The sequence below is a fragment of the Bacteroides sp. An322 genome (genome assembly GCF_002161765.1).
GTDB classification, from domain to species: Bacteria; Bacteroidota; Bacteroidia; order Bacteroidales; family Bacteroidaceae; genus Phocaeicola; species Phocaeicola merdavium.
The window spans coordinates 22589-42205 of sequence record NZ_NFIN01000027.1 but is presented as its reverse complement, the minus strand read 5'-3'; the positions used below and the strand labels follow the sequence as shown (position 1 = coordinate 42205).

13 protein-coding genes are annotated in these 19617 nt (G+C 42.2%); 10 read left to right on the top strand and 3 right to left on the bottom strand.

The features are described from left to right. The 8 genes from B5F91_RS12595 to B5F91_RS12560 form a co-directional block, all read left to right on the top strand. Positions 1–479, top strand: a 479-nt coding sequence (locus B5F91_RS12595) for an IS5 family transposase (RefSeq protein WP_144025121.1), incomplete at its 5' end; no start/stop codon positions are given. Between the two features lie 149 nt (positions 480–628). Beyond that, a complete protein-coding gene (locus B5F91_RS12590) occupies positions 629–1831 on the top strand; it encodes a DUF262 domain-containing protein (protein WP_087429424.1) in 1203 nt (400 codons plus the stop codon). After that, positions 1815–2924, top strand: a complete 1110-nt coding sequence (locus B5F91_RS12585; protein WP_087429423.1) for a DUF3696 domain-containing protein — start codon at positions 1815–1817, stop codon at positions 2922–2924. Before B5F91_RS12590 ends, B5F91_RS12585 begins: the two co-directional genes overlap by 17 nt. Before the next feature lie 10 nt (positions 2925–2934). Then, the gene (locus tag B5F91_RS12580) at positions 2935–3777 is read left to right on the top strand and encodes a hypothetical protein (RefSeq protein ID WP_087429422.1); all 843 of its coding nucleotides are present in this window, start codon (positions 2935–2937) and stop codon (positions 3775–3777) included. Between the two features lie 496 nt (positions 3778–4273). Then, complete coding sequence (locus B5F91_RS12575) at positions 4274–5371, top strand: aminoglycoside phosphotransferase family protein (RefSeq protein WP_087429421.1); 1098 nt, start codon at positions 4274–4276, stop codon at positions 5369–5371. Between the two features lie 85 nt (positions 5372–5456). Continuing rightward, positions 5457–6995 (top strand): Gfo/Idh/MocA family oxidoreductase, encoded by a 1539-nt coding sequence (locus B5F91_RS12570; RefSeq protein WP_087429420.1) that lies wholly within the window; start codon positions 5457–5459, stop codon positions 6993–6995. Between the two features lie 177 nt (positions 6996–7172). After that, positions 7173–8144 carry a type I phosphomannose isomerase catalytic subunit gene (locus B5F91_RS12565; RefSeq protein ID WP_087429419.1) on the top strand — a complete coding sequence of 324 codons (972 nt, stop codon included), beginning with the start codon at positions 7173–7175 and terminating at the stop codon, positions 8142–8144. Between the two features lie 173 nt (positions 8145–8317). Beyond that, on the top strand, positions 8318–9619 hold the full coding sequence (locus B5F91_RS12560) for an acetylxylan esterase (RefSeq protein ID WP_204244693.1): 1302 nt from the start codon (positions 8318–8320) through the stop codon (positions 9617–9619). 385 nt (positions 9620–10004) lie between these two features. On the opposite strand, the gene B5F91_RS12555 is transcribed toward B5F91_RS12560, so the two are convergent. From B5F91_RS12555 to B5F91_RS12545, 3 genes are read right to left on the bottom strand one after another with little or no spacing between them, the layout of a single operon-like run. After that, entirely contained in the window at positions 10005–11471 is a 1467-nt protein-coding gene (locus tag B5F91_RS12555; protein ID WP_204244692.1) for an MFS transporter, read from the bottom strand. A 40-nt stretch (positions 11472–11511) separates the two neighbouring features. Beyond that, a complete protein-coding gene (kduI, locus tag B5F91_RS12550; protein ID WP_087429416.1) occupies positions 11512–12468 on the bottom strand; it encodes a 5-dehydro-4-deoxy-D-glucuronate isomerase in 957 nt (318 codons plus the stop codon). A gap of 41 nt (positions 12469–12509) precedes the next feature. Next, positions 12510–13883: a PTS transporter subunit IIC gene (locus tag B5F91_RS12545; RefSeq protein ID WP_087429415.1), complete on the bottom strand. Its 1374-nt coding sequence runs from the start codon at positions 13881–13883 to the stop codon at positions 12510–12512. 256 nt (positions 13884–14139) lie between these two features. Between B5F91_RS12545 and B5F91_RS12540 the strand changes: the two genes are divergently transcribed. Further along, positions 14140–16242 carry a pectinesterase family protein gene (locus tag B5F91_RS12540; RefSeq protein WP_087429414.1) on the top strand — a complete coding sequence of 701 codons (2103 nt, stop codon included), beginning with the start codon at positions 14140–14142 and terminating at the stop codon, positions 16240–16242. Positions 16243–16395: 153 nt separating this feature from the next. After that, a complete protein-coding gene (locus B5F91_RS12535; RefSeq protein ID WP_239416433.1) occupies positions 16396–19605 on the top strand; it encodes a TonB-dependent receptor in 3210 nt (1069 codons plus the stop codon). Positions 19606–19617: the final 12 nt, after the last annotated feature.

The window sequence follows — 19617 nt, the reverse complement described above, 5'->3', positions numbered from 1 at the left end:
TCATGGATTCCAGAAGCGTAAAGACCTCCCATCATGTTGATTCTGACCGTGGTATAGACGGGAACAAGAAAATCAAGGGACGGAAAGAGCACATCATAGTCGATACGCTCGGCCTTCCGTTAGCCGTCGCAATCCATGAAGCCAACCTGCATGACAGCAAGGGCGCCCCACAAGCCATAGAAAAACTCGCTTATAAATTTCCGCGTTTGGTGAAAATCCTGGCGGACGGAGGCTATAGGGGAGATTTGGCTGATTGGGTCAAGAAGAAATTCGGATGGATATTGGAGGTCGTACTCAGACCGGACGAATGTCCATCCAAATTTCAGGTACTGCCCAAACGCTGGATTGTGGAACGCTCTTTCTCATGGCTGGAAAACTTCAGAAGGCTGACCATCGATTATGAATTCCTTGCTGAAACCGCAGAAGCTATGGTACAGATTGCATTCATCCAAATCATGCTTAACAGATTTATCGAATGAAATCAAAACAGCTTCTATATCAAAATAGCTAATTTGTATAAATATATCAGCAAATCAACACTATACAGTAAACATGTAGAAATATAAATTCTGGCAACTATAGCCTGTAATCCACTGATTTTTCCTATATTTGCAAAAAAATAAGTATAATGGATTCTATAGATATTCAAAACATATCGTCTTCTGATACAGAGGAGTTTAAAAAAAGACATGATGCAGAGGAGTTTCTTCAATCATATAAGGTTGAAGACGAGTCACCCACATCTATAAACGACTCTGAAGTCCCTATTGAAAGACCTTTTAATCCCAAGGAAATCAATATAAAAAGCAAGACAATGTCTCTTGATAACATAATCAAAAGAATACGTGAATCAGAAATAGACATGGCTCCTGATTTCCAACGAAAAGGAGATTTATGGACTCCTGACAAACAAAGTCGACTAATAGAATCTATGCTCATTAAACTCCCGTTACCAGCATTCTATTTTGATGGGACAGAAGATGAAAAATGGCTTGTTGTTGACGGTTTGCAACGTCTTTCTGCTATAAAAAATTTTGTTGTTGATGAAACATTACGTTTGCAGGGATTAGAATTCTTGGATAATATAAGTGGAAAAACCTTTTCAGAGCTTCCACGAAACTATCGTAGAATGATTGAAGAAACAGAGATTGTTGCATACATCATTAATCCAGGAACGCCTGCTGATGTTAAGTTTAATATCTTCAAACGCATAAATACAGGAGGTCTTGTATTGGAGCCACAAGAGATTCGGCATGCATTAAACCAAGGTATTCCATCTAAGTTTGTTGCCAACTTGGCACAACTACAATCATTTAAGGATGCTACGCAAAATGTCATTGCAACAGATCGAATGCTTGACCGAGAATTTGTTACTCGTTTTCTTGCTTTTTATTTGAATGGGGCTAAAGGATATAGACCGGATCTTGATACTTTTATGACTTCATCAATGGCACAACTTAACGCCAAAACTAATGATGAACTTGATAAAATACAAGTAGCTTTCGATAAAGCTATGAAATTGTCAAAAATTATATTTGGCAAATGGGCTTTTAGAAAGGTGTATTCGATAAATGAAAGAAGAAAACCTATAAATAAAGCACTTTTTGAAGTATGGAGTGTTGAACTGGCTAACCTTACGATGGAAGAGCAAAAACGTGCTATTTCACGTAAAAAAAGCATTTTTCAAGAGTTTATCAAACTTATGAATACTGACAACACGTTTGTGGCTGCTATAACATCGGCTACAGGTGATAAAGGAAGGGTAAATTATCGTTATAATAAGATTCACGAAATTTTGTATAAATGCATATCTGATGATTACAAAGATTAACATAGACAATTTCAAATCCATTAAGTCGTTGGTTCTTGTACCTACCTCTTTAAATCTATTTATGGGATTGAACGGAATGGGGAAATCAACGGTTATACAATCATTATTGCTCCTCCGTCAAAGCATGAAATCTGGTTTGAAACAGTTAAGTCTTAATGGGAGTATGGTTGAAATTGGGCGTGGTAAAGATGCTCTATATAATTTTGCTGAAACTGAAAAAATTCACTTTAACCTCGGCTTTATTCAAGACGAGGAAGAAAAAGAATTTTCTTTGAATGTAAGTTATGCATATTCAGCAAAAAGCGACGTCCTCAGTCAAATTGAAGGTTACATAGATTCTGAGATTTTCAGCCAGCCATTATTTACGACTGATTTTGTGTTTTTGAATGCCGAACGAATGTCCCCGACAACTGCATATAAAATGTCATATGATGAGGTAACGAATAATCACGCCATAGGCATCCACGGAGAACTCGCAGCACATTTTTTGTCTATGTATGGTGATTCCCTTATTGTTCCTGAATCAATGTGTATCAAAACTGCTTCTTCAAACAAATTGTTAGATCAGGTACAAGAATGGATGAAGGAAATAAGCCCCGGAATCAATATCACAACAGAAGAATTGTCTCAGATAGATAAAGTCGTTGTATCTTATGAGTTTCAAACGAACACTATATCGACTAACAAATTTCGTCCTACGAATGTCGGGTTCGGAATATCCTATATCTTGCCTGTCATTGTTGCATGTTTAAGTGGTATTCATAAACTAATAATCATAGAAAACCCAGAAGCACATCTTCATCCCAAAGGACAAGCCAAAATGGGAGAGTTAATTGCGAGATGTGCAACATCTGGTACTCAACTATTTGTTGAAACTCATAGCGACCATATTGTAAATGGATTACGTGTAGCTGTAAAAGAAAAAATTATATGCTCAAAACAGGTCTGTATCAATTATTTTACCAAGAAAGTTGAAAAAGATCAAAGTTACACGATAAATACTCCAATAAAGATTGGACTAAATGGAGAGTTAAGCGATTATCCACAGGACTTCATTGATGAATGGGAAAATCAATTGATGAAGTTATTATAAAGTATGCCTTATGGATTCTTTCAATCGACAAGCATGTTTCAATGAATTAAGTTTTCTTGATAAGGATGATAATGAAGACTCATTCCTCATATTTTCAAACTTTGCCAAGACTATTAAGGCATTGAAAGCAAAAGGATTTAATGGCATTAGATACGAACATGGTATTACATCCTTGACTAATGAAAACTTGCGAAATATATTTAATCTTCGGAATAATCCGAAGGGTAAAATTTTGTTCGATCTTATTCTTGCCACAGCCAGAAATCCTTATTTAGATTCGGATACGGAGGCAGAAGAAAGATTTGTAAATGAGAATTTTGAAGTAAAAGTCAATGATACGTGGTGCGTTGGACAAGGATTTACTGCAGCTCATTTACTTGACACGATAGTAATATCTCTTTACACACATCCTAAATGGGAAAATCCTTCTTATGTGATCAGAAATACCCAAGAAAAGCGGGAAGTAGGGCAAGTGTTGAACGTAGTCACGTCAGAATCATCAGAGACCGAAATCATCCAATCGTTCGTAGAGCAACGAACGCCGTTAAATCTTGAAAGATGTAATATTCTGCCAGAAAAGAAATCGTGCAAGTTTAGAAAAGACCATGGTAGTGATAAGTTAAAATTACTATGGGAACGATTGCGTAATTGTGAATTTATCATATCTGCCATCAATTCTTTAGAATTTAATCCAAATGGAAAAGAGTTTATAGAAAAATGTTTTGATGATGGTAAAATACATATAAGATTGGTAGGATCAGATGCCGGATATGGAATGGTAATTCAAACAACAGGAAAAAATAAACGCGAAACTATAGCTATAGGAGAAAGTATAATGCAGAAATATTCATAACGAATAGTGGATATGAGATCAAGTATATATCTTCTTCAACAAAAATTGGCATTAAAGCAGAATGTTGAACATTTTTACGAAAGTCTCTCCATTAATTTTTTTGATTACTATTTGAAACTTCCATACAGCCTTACACAAAACAAAACACACTGAACGGTGGAGCAAAAACACAAGTCATCTGCTTGTATTTCAAAATAAAGCATTACCTTTGTCATATAATAGGAAATCGACTCCGCAAGGCACTGCAAAATATTGCAAGCCTCCGGTGGAGCAATAGCGGGAGATTGCTTCTTTAGCTAAAAGATACATCAAAGATATTCAGCCACTTATCATTAGATTACGATTCCTGGTGGCACCACTATTAATGATGAACTCCTGATCTTCGTTTAGAAGTCAGGAGTTTTTATTTTTATTGGAAAATTTCCAAAAGTGTAGAATGTGTTCGGTTAATTCCGAAATCTTTATTACCTTTATACCCTTAAAAGTTCAAAAGACTATGGATGTTGAATTACAGAACGTGATTGCTCATTTCCCTCAGGTGAAAGAAATCAGGGAGATAGAGTCTATCCAATCGGGATTGATAAACCGGACTTATGGGATTGTGACCGAGGGGGCGGACGACTATATACTTCAGTGTATCAATCATTTGGTGTTTACGAATGTGGAATTGCTTCAGCACAATATTGAATGTGTGACCGAGCATATTCGGGCGAAGTTGCTGGAGCGTGGAGAGCAAGACGTGGAACGGAAAGTATTGCGTTTCTTGCCTACGCCAGAAGGGAAGACATATCATTTCGATGGTGCCCATTATTGGCGTGTTTGTGTGTATATCCGCAATTCGTATACACAAACCGAGGTGACGCCTGATTCAGCATATTTGGTAGGATTGAAGTTCGGCGAGTTCGAGTCGATGCTTGCCGACTTGCCCGAAAAGTTAGGGGAAACCATTCCCGACTTTCATAATATGGAGTTCCGGATGACTCAATTGAGGGAAGCGGTAAGTTTGGATAAGGCAAAACGTAGGGCTAAAGTGCAGGCGTTGATAGACGAAATCGAGCGGGATGCCGACGAGATGTGCCGTGCCGAACGCTTGTATCGCGAAGGTAAATTGCCGAAACGGATTTGCCATTGCGATACGAAGGTGAGCAACATGTTGTTTGATGCCGAGGGAAAGGTGCTTTGCATCATCGACTTAGATACGGTGATGCCTTCGTTTGTCTTTTCCGATTTCGGAGACTTCTTGCGTACCGCGGCTTGCACGGCTCCCGAAGACGAGCCGGATGTGGCGAAGGTGCATTTCAATATGGATATCTTCCGTGCTTTCGCAAAAGGCTATCTCGAATCGGCTATGTCTTTTCTTACGCCGCTCGAAATCGAGATGTTGCCCTACGCCGTGCGTCTTTTCCCTTACATGCAGGCGGTGCGTTTTCTGACCGATTACCTGAACGGGGATTCGTATTACCAGATTCAATATGCTGAACATAATTATGTCCGCACGTTGGCTCAATACCGATTGTATCAAGAGGTATGCAAGGCTGAGCCGGAGATGTGTGAGTTTATAAAAACGCAGATTAATGCGGATTTCCGCAAATAACATTTAATTATAATAAAGAATCTGCGTTAATCTTCGGAAATCTGCGTTTCAACTAAATGCAATTAACTATAAACAGAATATAAATATGAAGATAATCAAGACTTTGGCTTTGGGGATGTGCCTGACCCTCGGAGCTTGTGCTACACAGCCGGAATCAGCTGTGCAGACCAATGATAAAGGCACGCAATGGGAATGGAAAAAAGGAACTATTGTGGTGAAGACGCCCGAACGTCCCGAAGGGCAGAAAAGCGTGTTGGGCTTGGCTTTGCCTAAGATGGAAGTGGTGCGTGTAGGCTTTGTCGGGTTAGGTATGCGCGGACCCGGTGCCGTAGAACGTTTTACGTATATTCCCGGTACGCAGATTGTGGCTTTATGCGATTACGAGCAGGAGCGCGCCGAGGCTTGCCAGAAATTGTTAGAGAAGGCTTCTATGCCGAAAGCCGCTATCTATTCGGGCGAAAAAGGCTACGAAGAATTGTGCAAGCGGGAGGATATCGACTTGGTGTATATTGCAGCCGACTGGTTGCATCATTTCCCCATTGCCAAATGTGCTTTGGAGAACGGCAAGAATGTAGCCATCGAAGTGCCTTCGGCTATGAACTTGCAACAATGTTGGGAATTGATCGACCTGAGCGAAAAGACCCGCAAGCATTGTATGATATTGGAGAACTGTTGCTATGATTGGTTCGAAATGAATACATTGAACATGGCTCAACAGGGAGTTTTTGGTGAGGTGATTCGGGCGCAAGGGGCTTACATCCACAACTTGGATGAGTTTTGGGACCATTATTGGAAGAATGGAGAAGACGATAAATTGGGCTGGAGGTTGGATTACAACATGCGCCATCGGGGCGATGTATATGCTACGCATGGCTTAGGTCCCGTAGCACAGGCTCTGAACATCCATCGTGGAGACCGTATGGCTACTTTGGTTGCTATGGATACCAAGTCGGTGGTAGGAAAAGCTTTGGTAGAAGAACGCACGGATTCGGCTTGCACGAACTTCCGGAACGGTGACCATACTACGACTTTAATCCGCACGGTGAACGGAAAAGTAATCGAAATCCAGCACGATGTGATGACTCCCCAGCCGTATAGCCGTCTGTATCAGCTTACGGGTACGAAAGGATTTGCTAATAAATATCCTGTAGAAGGCTATGCACTGGACAGCAAGCAACTTTCCGCTTCGGGCGTACAACCGAAAGTGGACGATTTGAGTGCACATGGTTTCCTTCCCAAGGCAGAACAAGAAGCTTTGGTGGCTAAATACCAGCATCCGATTCTGAAAAAGTATGGCGAATTGGCAAAAGAAGTAGGCGGACACGGCGGTATGGACTTTATCATGGACAGCCGTCTGGTATATTGCTTGCAGAACGGTTTGCCTTTGGACATGGATGTCTATGATTTGGCTGAATGGTGTTGCCTTGCCGAATTGGGAGAATTGTCGATGGACAACGGTTGTGCACCGGTAGAGTTCCCCGATTTCACCCGTGGCGAATGGAACGTGATGAAAGGCTATCAGCACGCATACGCTTCTCCCGAAGAGGAAGCCATTGCAGCCGAAAAAGCCAAAGCGTTTACCGCGAAGTTGAAAGTAGAAGGGGCGCAAGAGTGGGGAAAATGATTTTATCAAACGCAGAGACGCGAAAACGCAAAGTTTTTTAATTGAGAGAAGCAAAGGTTATAGAAGAATATAATTGCTCTGTGTGCTTTGCCTTCTCTTAAAAAATGATTCTCTGCGTCTTTGCGTCTCTGCGTTTAAACCAATATATAAGTATTCATAACCTTAATTTTTTATCGTATGTATCCTTTAAAATTTAAGCCTATTCTGAAATCGACGATTTGGGGAGGCGAAAAGATTATTCCTTTTAAGCATTTAGATTGCCAACAGGCACAAGTAGGAGAAAGCTGGGAAATCTCGGACGTGCCGGGAGACGAATCGGTAGTAGCCAATGGGGCTGATGCCGGAAAGAACTTGACCCAGTTAGTAGATGAATACAAAGCCGCTTTGGTGGGCGAGAACAATTACAAGCGTTTCAATGGAAAATTCCCTTTGCTTATCAAGTTTATTGATGCGCAACAGGACTTGTCTATCCAGGTGCATCCGGATGATGAATTGGCAATGAAGCGTCATAACTCGATGGGAAAGACCGAGATGTGGTATGTCATTGGCAATGACGGAGGCAAGGCACATTTGCGTTCAGGCTTGAGTAAGCAGATTACTCCCGAAGAATATGCGCAAATGATTGCTGACAATACCATTTGCGATGCGCTTGCCGATTATGCGGTGCAGCCGGGCGATGTGTTCTTCTTGCCTGCCGGACGCATCCATAGCATCGGGGCAGGGTGTTTCATTGCGGAAATCCAGCAGACTTCGAATATTACTTATCGTATCTACGATTTCAACCGGAAAGATAAGAACGGCAATACACGCGAACTGCATACCGAATTGTCGAAAGATGCGATTGATTATACAGTAAGCGAGGACTACCGTACACATTACACTCCGAAACAGAACGAGCCGGTAGAATTGGTAAGCTGCCCGTATTTCACGACTACGGTGTACGACTTGACCGAACCGATGGAAATGGATTACAGCGAATTGGATTCATTTGTGATTTATATTTGTATGGAGGGCGCTTGCAGCATTGCGGACAATGAAGGGAATCAGGTAGAGCTTCAGGCTGGTGAATCTGTTCTTTTCCCTGCAACCACACAAGGACTTTCGGTAAAGCCTGAAGGACAGGTGAAGTTTTTGGAAACGTATGTTTAATTAATATAAGGAGTTAAAGGAGTTAGAAGAAGTTATGCTTCGCTTTGCTTGCAGGAGTTAAAAGCCAAGACTTTTGCTAATGAGGCATTGCTGAACTATAGGCTTCTAACTCCTGAACCCGCTTGTCGGGTGATAACTCCTTCTAACTCCTTTTAACTTCTTGATTAGAGATGATGAAGAAAATACTGAACTATGCAGCCGTATGCTTGTTCTTGTTGGCTGCAATGCCTCTTTGGGCAGAAAACTATCCTTATCGGAGTGATGTGCTTTGGGTGACGATGCCCGACCATGCCGATTGGTTGTATGAGACGGGCGAGAAAGCCAAGGTGGAAGTGCAGTTCTATAAATACGGCATTCCGCAAGACGGGCTTGAAGTGGCATACGAAATAGGCGGGGACATGATGCCTGCGGATAAGAGCGGAACGGTTACATTGAAGAATGGGCGTGCCGTTATCTCAATGGGTACCATGAATCAGCCGGGCTTTTTAGATTGCCGCCTTTCGGCTACCGTAAACGGTAAGAAATACAAGCATCATGTAAAAATCGGGTTCTCTCCCGAAAAATTGCAGCCTTATACGAAATTGCCAGCCGACTTCAATGCGTTTTGGGAAAAGAACTTGGCTGAGGCTGCCAAGTGTCCGATGAAATATACGATAGAACCAGCACCGGAATATAGTTCGGAAAAGTCTGATTGTTATCTGATTAAGTTGCAATGTTTCCGTCCGGGGTCGTATATCTATGGATATCTGACTCGTCCGAAAGCGGCAGGCAACTATCCGGTAGTGCTTTGCCCTCCGGGAGCGGGCGTGAAGACCATTAAAGACCCGAAGCGTCATATCTATTATGCGGATGAAGGTTGCATCCGTTTGGAAATGGAAATACACGGACTGAATCCGACCATGTCGGCAGAAGAGTTTAAGGAAATCTCTTCGGCATTCGGCAATTATTTGGTAAACGGCATTGATAACCGTGACAATTATTATATGAAAAAGGTGTATTTAGCTTGTGTGCGTGCCGTTGATTACCTGACTTCATTGCCCGATTGGGACGGAAAGAATGTGATAGTACAAGGGGGAAGCCAAGGTGGTGCTTTGGCTCTCGTTACCGCCGGACTGGACAAGCGAGTGACGGCTTGTGTGGCAAATCATCCGGCTTTGAGCGATATGGCTGGCTATAAAGCCGGGCGTGCCGGAGGTTATCCGCATCTGTTTAAGAACTATCAAGGCATGGATACACCGGAGAAAATAAATACGTTGGCTTATTACGATGTGGTGAATTTCGCCAAGCAAATCAAAGTTCCGGTATATATGACATGGGGCTACAATGATAATACGTGTCCTCCCACTACCAGCTATATTGTATATAATGTATTGGATTGTCCCAAAGAAGCTCTGATTACTCCGATAAACGAACATTGGACTTCGGAAGCTACCGAGTATGGACATTTGAAATGGATTCAGAAGCACTTGAAATAATTTTATTTTTAATGAATATCCGCAAATATCCAATGTAGGGGCGGGGTTTGCCCGCCTAGATACATCAACGGATATGTTTATGGGCGCACTCGGGCAGGCAAACCCTGCCCCTACAAGCAAATTGGCGAAATGCGGACATTCATTTATTTTTTTGTCTTTCTTGGTTTATCAGATTGCTTTTTATGGAGCAAAAGGTTTGTTCCTTAATCCTATTAGGGTAAGATTGCTGTTTTATTAGGGTAGTATTGCAATCCTATCAGGGTAGAATTGCAGTCCTACCCTAGTAGGATTGACACAGTACCGGTATGTGTAGCATGTAAAAAATGCCTGCGTTCCACCAATAAGGAATGCAGGCATTTTTATAAAGACAAAAGGAAAGATGATTTTAGACTTCTACCAATTTGTATTTCGGTACCATAATCTTCATCATAATCCAGCTGAACAGGTAAGCCAAAGAAGCCACAATAAACACAATCATGTAGCCTGCATTCTTGCCCTCAAATCCCAAGAATTGCATGTTGCTTTCTGCTGAATAAGTGAACAATATGCCTGAACAATAGTTGAACAGGAAGCTTCCGATACCTCCGACCATACCTCCGATACCCGTAACCGTAGCAACGGCTGATTTGGGGAACATATCGCTCACTACGGAATATACATTGGCACTCCAGCTTTGATGTGCAGCACCGATAATACCAATCATGATGATAGGATACCAGCAAGAGATAGAACCGGCTGATTGTGCAAACAATCCGATTAGCGGAAAGAATGCGAATATCAGCATGGCTTTCATACGTCCTTTATACGGGTCCATGCCTTTCTTTTCTACAAAGATAGTGGGCAGGTAGCTTCCGTAAAGCGACAGCATGGAAATAAGGTATAAAGTGAATATCAACATGATACCCATTGTGGAGTCTGAACTGTAGCCATATACGTCTTTGACGTAGGCAGGTGCCCAGAATAAGAAGAACCACCATACACCGTCCGGCAAGAAACGACCGAAGATGACCGCCCAAGTCTGACGGAAGGTGAAGCATTTCCAAAGTCCGATTTTCGGACCGTCGTTGTTATCTTTGCTTACGGTATTTTCAGCTATGGCATCTTGTTCGATGTATTCCAGTTCGGCTTTGTTTACATGTTTGCTGTCTCTTGGCTTGTCATACACTTTATAGAATGCAATCATCCAAATCAACCCGAAACCACTCATTACGATGAAAGCCATTTCCCAACCCAAAGCACGTGCGATGCCTGGGATGATAAAGGGAGCAACCAAGGCTCCGATCTGTGCCCCTGCATTGAATAAGCCGGTAGCAAAGCCACGGTCTTTCTTCGGAAAGTATTCTGCGGTGATTTTTACGGCAGAAGGGAAGTTTCCTGATTCACCGATTGCCACAATGACCCGCATGCACAAGAACAACCATACACTGACGGTAGATACGGCTAAAGCAACATTGCCTGTAGTCCGGATGGCAGCCAAGTGCTCGCGTGTGGCTTCAAAGCTGAACAGCCATGTGCCGTCCACGATGCCGTTTGTCAAGATGCTGGTGAATGCATGCAAAGTTGCACCTACCACCCATGTGCCGAAGGCACAAAGATAGCCACGACGGGTTCCAACCTTGTCAATGAATTTGCCGATGAACAACATGCTGATAGCGTATGCCAATGAGAATACGCCGGTGATAAGTCCGTAATTGTCATCGTTCCAACCCAATTCTGGTGCGATAAAGTCTTTGTAAGTAAGAGAAAGAACCTGACGGTCCATGTAAGTTGCAGCGGTAGCTAAAAACAACATCGTACAAATCACCCAACGGTAATTGGTCATTTTTGCCCCCGTTTTGTTTGAATTGCTCATGGTATGAAACAGTTATTAGAAGTTATATATTAATGATGATTTATTTCATATCAAGGTATTTGATTTCGTCCTTGTCGCTATATTTCAGATTTTCGCCTGCCATACCCCAAATGAAAGTATAGTTGCTGGTGCCAGCAGCTGCATGAATGCTCCATTCGGGTGAGGTGATAGCTTGTTCGTTATGAAGCCAAATCAGACGCTCTTCTTGAGGTTCGCCCATGAGGTGGCAAATGGCATTGCCTTCGGGCACATTGAAATAGAAATATGCTTCCATACGGCGCGTATGCGTGTGGGCAGGCATGGTGTTCCATACCGAGCCGGGAGCTAATTCGGTCAATCCCATCTGCAACTGGTTGGTACCTCCGTTTTTCACACGCTCCAATACATCTTTCACAATCAACTGGTTCACTACACGGTCGTTGCTGTCTTCCATTTTTCCATAGTGGTCTGAGATAGCTAATGCGTATTTCTTCGGATTGGCTTTTTGAGCTTCTACATCGGTAGTAATCAGCTGAGTGACAAATTGCTTGTAGGCAGGAGCTGAATTGATGTAAAATTTAGCGGGTTTGGCAGGATCGTTGCTCTTGAAAGTCACTTCTTTATTGCCACAACCTACATAAAGTGCTTCTTTATATTTCATGGGATATTCTTTGCCGTCTACGGTTACGACACCGTCTCCGCCTATATTAATTACACCCAATTCACGGCGTTCCAAGAAATAGGTGATTTCTGGACCTAATTCGCGGAATGTTTCTAGCTTCAGCACTTTGTTAACGGGCATTACACCGCCATAGATGAGGCGGTCATAGAGTGTATAGGTCAGGTTGATTTCATCAGCAGCCATCACTTTCTCCATCATGAAGGATGAGCGCAAGCGTTCGGTATCATAGTGTTTTACGTCTTGCGGATGGCAAGCTGTCTGTACTTTGTAGTTCATTTGAGCAGATGCTGTTGTTGCTGCTAAGCCCAGCATCATTGCAATAGCTAATTTTTTCATCGTTCTGTATGTTTAATTATTAAGTTCTTTTTGTGGAATGATTATTTTGTGGCTTGTTTTGCTTCTTTTTCACTACGGATGATGATGCGGCGGTTGATGAGCATCATGCCAATGGCTATCAGGGCGAGTAATCCGGCACCTATGTAAGAGAGCTTGACGCCTCTATAGATGACCCACCCAAAGAGAGAGGAGGCAAAGTCGAGCGCACCGCCAGAGAAACCTTCCGGGATATGTGCCGTGGGGTCGTGTGTTGCGTCATATACTGTGTTGGCGGCTAATGTGAAGTCGGGAGCCATATCGGTTACGAAGTAGAGTCCGATGATGAGAGTCACCAAACCAATAATCAAAGTTTTCAATACATTGCCTTTCGTATAAGGAAGCACCATGGGGAAAAGGTAGAACATACCTGCCAAGGATGCCAATGGAAGAAACTGATTGCCCGGAAGGAATACGGCTAATGCCAAAATGACGGGTATCAGGATGACCGATGCTACCAGTGTGGCAGGATGGCCGATTACCAAAGCAGGGCTCATACCAATATGTACTTTCTTGCCGTTGAATTTGGTTTTAACCAATTCGGATGTTTTTTCGGAAATAGGTTTCAATCCCTCTATAAAGAGCGAGGTAATGCGGGGAATAAGTTCCATAACCGCACCCATCGTGATGCCTAAGAAAAGCACTTTTTTAATGTCGAGCTGTGCAGCAGCGCCAATGAGTACGCCTACGATGACACCCAATACCAAAGGTTCGCCTAACACACCGAACTTTTTCTTCATGCCATCTGCATCAATGTCCAGCTTGGAGAAGCCGGGAATCTTATCCAGTGCTTTATTTATAAGGATAGCGAAAGGAGTGAAACTTTGGCAAAAGGGTTGAGGAATAGAGATTCCGTCCAAATCATAATATTTCTGGAACTTTTCAGCCGTAAGGTCGGCACATACGAGGGTGATGATGTAGCATACAATGGCTGCAAAATAGCCCCATGCCAGACTTTCTCCCATTACGAAATAGGCTACGGCACCGATGAAAGCGAAGTGCCAATAGTTCCAAAGGTCGATGTTGACCGTGCGTGTAGTCTTCGTGATGAGCATCAATACATTTATACCCAAGCAAATTGGGATAATCAAAGCACCTACGGCAGTATTGTATGCCACGGCTGCTGCAGCGGGCCAACCCATGTCGAATACGTTTAGTTGCAAATGATAAAGATCGGAGATAGCTTTCAACGGATTATCGAAGTTGGTGGTTAGTAAAGCGGTAACTACGCCTAAGCCTACGAAACCAACCCCCACGCAGAGTCCGGACTTCAATGCTTTGCCGAACTTCATGCCAATACATAAACCGATAATTGTAAAAATAATGGGCATCATGACTGATGCTCCTAAGCTGATAATGTAGCTAAAAACTTGTTCCATACGTTAATTTTATCTTTCTTAAGTAGGGTTGTTAAGGTTAATAATGAATGATATTGCACCAAATGTACGCTCTTTTCTTTTAATTTGCAATGGATTTTTAAAGAATTTATAAACTTAGGTCAAATAAAAACGATTTTTCCCGTTATCGTACACGATAATTCCATATAGATGAATAAATAATCGACTTTTAAGCCCAGAAAATCCACATGCTGATTAGGGCTTTTTCGTACTTTTGTAAAAAATAAAATTAGGTGTCATGAAAAACAATGTTTGGTTATTGTTGGGATTGGGGGCTTTGTTCTCAATTTCGAATGCAGTTCAGGCAAAAACAGATTTTCCTGAAGGGCAGAAGTGTTGGTCAGTCCGAATGGCTGAGTCGGAAATGGTTCGGAATCCAGAGTCTTGGATGCTTGATTTCCAACCGGCATTGAAGTGGGATTATTGCCATGGATTGGAATTAGGCGCAATGCTGGATGTGTATGACCGGTATGGCGATGCAAAGTTTTTTGATTATGCGTTGGCGTATGCTGATACAATGGTCAATGCAGACGGTACAATAAAGAAATATAAGGTAGAGGAATATAGTTTGGACCGTATCAATTCGGGTAAATTCTTGTTCCGTATTTATGAGCAGACGAAAGAAGCAAAATATAAAAAAGCGTTAGACTTAATCCGTACACAGTTCGAAGGGCAGCCACGCAATGCGGACGGAGGTTTTTGGCATAAGAAAGTATATCCGCACCAAATGTGGTTGGACGGTATTTATATGGGAGTTCCTTATTTGGCAGAATATGCTTATCGGAATAATGAACCTCAGGCTTATCAGGAGGTTATTAAACAAATCCAATTAGCGGCAAAACATACCTACGACCCTGCTACAGGCTTGTTCCGCCATGCGTGTGATGTGAGCAAAACCGAGAAATGGGCAGATAAACAGACCGGTCAATCACAACATACGTGGGGACGTGCGTTGGGTTGGTACGCTATGGCGATTGTAGATGTGCTCGATTTTATCCCGAAACACGAACCGGGACGCGATTCGGTATTGGTTATTCTGAATCATATTGCAAAAACTTTGAAGAAATATCAAAGTCCAGAAGGGTTATGGTATCAAGTTATGGACCGGAGCGGTGATGAAGGAAATTATCTGGAGTCGTCTTGTTCTTCGATGTTTGTCTATTCGTTGTTTAAGGCAGTGCGTAAAGGATATATTCCCTCTTCTTACTTTAATGTAGCGCGGAAGGGATATGAAGGCATCCTGAATAATTTCATCCAGGTAGATGAAAAAGGATTGGTTTCGATAACTCGTGCGTGTGCCGTAGCCGGATTGGGAGGAAAGAATTACCGTTCGGGTGACTATAATTATTATATTAATGAGAAAATCCGGGATAATGACCCGAAAGCGGTAGGTCCGTTTATCTTGGCAAGTCTTGAATGGGAAAGCCTTCCTAAAGAGCAACGCCGTTTTGCGGAACCGCGGATGTTGGTTGTGGCTCAAGACGGGACGGGTGATTATGCAACGCTTTTTGAAGCGTTGGAGTCTGCTCGTGCCTTTATGGATTACAATGTGAAAATTTATGTAAAGAAAGGCGTATACCATGAAAAATTAGTCATACCTTCTTGGCTTCAGCATATAGAAATAATCGGTGAGGATGTAAATGAAACCGTCATTACCAATGCCGACCATGCTAATATAAATCAAATGGGGACATTTCGTACCTATACGGTGAAAGTGGAAGGGAATCATATAACGTTTCGGAATATAACCATTGAAAATAATGCTCCTCGTTTAGGACAGGCGGTAGCTTTGCATACAGAAGGCGATTGCTTGCGGTTCTTCAATTGCCGTCTGTTGGGAAATCAAGATACTGTCTATACAGGGGTGGAAGGTACGCGCCTCTATTTCGAAAATTGTTACATCGAAGGTACAACCGACTTTATTTTTGGTCCTTCTACAGCTTGGTTCGAAGGGTGTATCATTCATAGCAAAGCCAATTCGTTTGTGACGGCTGCTTCTACACCCGAATGCATTGCTTATGGTTATGTGTTCAATAAGTGTAAACTGACGGCAGATGCTAATGTGAACAAGGTTTACTTGGGGCGTCCGTGGCGTCCTTATGCTTCTACTGTTTTTATGAATTGCGAGTTGGGCAAACAGATTGTTCCGGCAGGGTGGAATAATTGGCGGAATAAAGCCAATGAGCAAACTGCCCGTTATGCAGAGTATGGTAATTCCGGTGAAGGGGCTGATACGTCTGCTCGTGTGAAATGGGTAAAACAACTAACTGAGAAAGAGGCGGCTGGAATAACGATGAGCAAGGTTTATTTGCGGTCAAGCGAATGGAATCCGCATGAATAAAACAATTTTTATCATTAAAAAATCAAAATGTGCACAAAAAAAGATGTGTTTTGAGAGAACTTTGCATATAAAATATTAAAGTTCCTATTTAAACACATCTTTTGATTTATGTATTACCTACAAAGACTAAGAAGCGCAGTCGCGCTACTCGTAATGAGTATGCTATGCCTCGTCTCTTTTGCTCAGAACGGGCAAGTGCAGGGCATCGTGAAAGACGCCATAGGAGAACCGATGATTGGCGTCAGCGTAGTAGTAAAAGGTACCACGAATGGTACTGTTACTGGTTTGGACGGAGACTTTATCCTTTCGGGGGTAAAGAAGTCGGATGTCATTACGTTTACCTACATCGGTTATAAAAACAAGGAAGTCACATACAACGGAGAAGCCCAACTGAACGTGACTATGGAAGAAGACACGGAAATGTTGGACGAAGTTGTTGTAATCGGTTACGGTACGATGTCTAAAAGAGACTTGACCGGTTCTATTGCATCTGTCGGTGCAGAAGAATTGGCGGCAGTGCCCGTAAACAATGTATCAGAGGCTTTAACCGGTAAAATGCCGGGTGTATCTATTACAACCACTGAAGGTTCACCCGATGCGGAAGTAAAAATCCGTGTGCGTGGTGGAGGGTCATTGTCTCAAGATAACTCTCCTTTGTATATTGTAGATGGATTCCCTGTTTCCAGCATCAGTGATATCGCTTCGGCTGACATTGAAAGCATTGATGTGCTGAAAGATGCCTCTTCTACAGCTATCTATGGTGCTAAAGGTGCAAATGGTGTAATCATTATTACTACTAAATCGGGGCATGAAGGCAAGCCTCAGGTTAATTTCGGAGCTTCTTTTGGTATACGTAAACGTGTAGGCGAAGTAGGTGTATTAAGCCCATACGAATATGTAATGTATCAACAGGAACTCAATCAGGATGGGACAAACTATGGTCTTTTCCAAGATTTGGATATTTGGAAATCTATCGAAGGTACCAATTATCAGGAAGAACTTTTTGGACGTACAGGTAACCAACAGCAATATAACGTAAGTGTAAGCGGTGGTACGAAGGAGACTAAATATGCCGTTAGTTATTCACGTAATGATGAAAAGAGTATCATGATTGGTTCTGGATATGCCCGAAACAACATTACTGTGAAGGTCCAGACTAAATTGAATGATTGGTTGACACTTGATGTGAATGATCGTTTTTCTTATACTGAAATTGATGGTTTGAGCGGTGGTGCAGATACACAAGAAAGCAGTAAAGCATATTCTATTGTTGCACGTAGTACAATCTATCGTCCTGTGACACGTTTGTCAGAAGATTTTGTAGACGAAGATACGGGTAATACCGATTATACGCCGTTGGAACGCATTAACGCGACTTATAAGAAACAGACACGTTTACAGAATAATGCGAATGCCAGTTTGACATGGGAACCCATCGAAGGGTTGAAATTCCGTTCAGAATATGGCTACGGTTGGCGTTATAATAACACTGATCAAGTATGGGAGGCTAAGGCTACCGCAAACTCTAAGTTTGGTTATTCAGGACAGCCTCAGGCTTATTTGACTAAGCGTATTCAGAAAGAATGGCGTTTGGCTAATACTGTGACATACGACCATAAGAATCTGATTGCAAAAGAAGATAAGTTCAACGTAATGATCGGTCAGGAAATGACCAGTTCTTGGTATGATGATACTAATTTGACATCAGTAGGATTCCCTACAGACAATTCTGTAGATGATGTGTTGGCTTCTATGGGTAATGGTACGGCTTTGCCTACTGAAACTTATATTGGTATAAAAGACAATACGTCTTCTTTCTTTGGCCGTATTAATTATTCTTTGTTCGACCGCTATTTGTTGACCGCTACGGTACGTGCTGATGGCTCTAGTAAGTTTACCGATGGCAACCGTTGGGGTGTATTCCCTTCTGTTGCTTTAGCATGGCGTATCAGCGAAGAATCTTTTATGAAAAAGACAACCGATTGGCTTTCTAACTTGAAGCTCCGTCTTTCTTATGGTACAGCCGGTAATAACCGGATTGATGCCCGCTATATGTACACTACATACGCATTGGCTGGAACAGATGTTAGAAGCATTTATTTTAATGAAACTACCGCTTCTATGCTGGAACATGGTACGATGTTGGCAAATCCGAACTTAAAGTGGGAAACGACTATTACCCGTAATATTGGTATCGATTTCGGTTTCTTCAATAGCCGTATCACAGGTAGCATTGATGCTTATTGGAATACGACCAAGGATTTGTTGATGCGTCAGACGCTTCCCGGTTCGTCAGGTTATGCATATCAATACCAGAATGTGGGACAGACTTCCAATAGAGGTATCGAATTTATGACGGATATTGTAATTGCCGATAAAGAAGATTGGGGATTGAATTTTAACTTTAATATTTCATACAACCACGGTAAGATTGATAAATATCCTGGTGGCGCTACTTGGGAAAGTAGTAAATGGTCAGGCTCTGGCGTCATTAGCCAAGAAGAGTTTTATCTGGAAGAAGGCGGACGATTGGGTGAAGTTTACGGTTATATTTATGATGGAGTATATACGACTGACGATTTGCAATGGAACGGTACCGGTTGGACTATTCGTACCGATGCAGAAGGTAAGCCTGTAACTCATGGATTGGGTACAGTAACTGGAGCGTTGGAACCCGGTTCGATGAAGTTGAAAGACGTGAACAATGATGGCACTATTGATGCTAAAGATAAAGTGCGTTTGGGTAATACCATTCAACCTGTTATCGGAGGTTTCGGATTGAACGGTCGTTTCTTGAAGAATTTCGATTTTAATATTTTCTTCAACTATCAGTTGGGCGGACAAATTATCAACGGTACGAAAGCTGCTTCAAGTTTCTACGATGGCTCTCGTCAGCATTATAACGTGAATAATAACTTTACAATGGATAACCGTTGGTCACGTGTAGACCCAGTGACTGGTGAAAATATGATGAACCGTAATTTTGCAAACGATTACATCGCAGCTCATGGTGAACAAGCATACTATGATTATATTAATGGTGTGAATAGTGGCAAATCTATTTACAATCCGGCAACCGTAACGGGACGTCCTTTGACGAGTTGGGATGTAGAAGATGCGTCTTTCTTGCGTTTGCAAACTATTTCTATCGGTTATACTTTGCCGAAAGCATGGACTCAAAAGATGCTGATGCAAAATGTCCGCATTTATGCTACCGGTTATAACTTGTTCTGCTTCACAGGCTATTCGGGCGTAGATCCTGAAGTGGATTGCTGTACTAGCACCCCTATGACTCCGGGTGTGGATTATGCAGCTTATCCGAAGAGCTTCTCTATTGTTGGAGGTATCAATGTAACATTCTAATTTTAAAGAAAG

Bases quoted from the DNA above. Each gene is read 5' to 3' on its own strand.
- B5F91_RS12575 (WP_087429421.1), top strand. From the start codon at position 4,274: ATGGATGTTGAATTACAGAACGTGATTGCTCATTTCCCTCAGGTGAAA.
- B5F91_RS12535 (WP_239416433.1), top strand. From the start codon at position 16,396: ATGAGTATGCTATGCCTCGTCTCTTTTGCTCAGAACGGGCAAGTGCAG.
- B5F91_RS12540 (WP_087429414.1), top strand. From the start codon at position 14,140: ATGAAAAACAATGTTTGGTTATTGTTGGGATTGGGGGCTTTGTTCTCA.
- B5F91_RS12555 (WP_204244692.1), bottom strand. From the start codon at position 11,471: ATGAGCAATTCAAACAAAACGGGGGCAAAAATGACCAATTACCGTTGG.
- kduI (WP_087429416.1), bottom strand. From the start codon at position 12,468: ATGAAAAAATTAGCTATTGCAATGATGCTGGGCTTAGCAGCAACAACA.
- B5F91_RS12585 (WP_087429423.1), top strand. From the start codon at position 1,815: ATGATTACAAAGATTAACATAGACAATTTCAAATCCATTAAGTCGTTG.
- B5F91_RS12565 (WP_087429419.1), top strand. From the start codon at position 7,173: ATGTATCCTTTAAAATTTAAGCCTATTCTGAAATCGACGATTTGGGGA.
- B5F91_RS12590 (WP_087429424.1), top strand. From the start codon at position 629: ATGGATTCTATAGATATTCAAAACATATCGTCTTCTGATACAGAGGAG.
- B5F91_RS12560 (WP_204244693.1), top strand. From the start codon at position 8,318: ATGAAGAAAATACTGAACTATGCAGCCGTATGCTTGTTCTTGTTGGCT.
- B5F91_RS12545 (WP_087429415.1), bottom strand. From the start codon at position 13,883: ATGGAACAAGTTTTTAGCTACATTATCAGCTTAGGAGCATCAGTCATG.
- B5F91_RS12570 (WP_087429420.1), top strand. From the start codon at position 5,457: ATGAAGATAATCAAGACTTTGGCTTTGGGGATGTGCCTGACCCTCGGA.
- B5F91_RS12580 (WP_087429422.1), top strand. From the start codon at position 2,935: ATGGATTCTTTCAATCGACAAGCATGTTTCAATGAATTAAGTTTTCTT.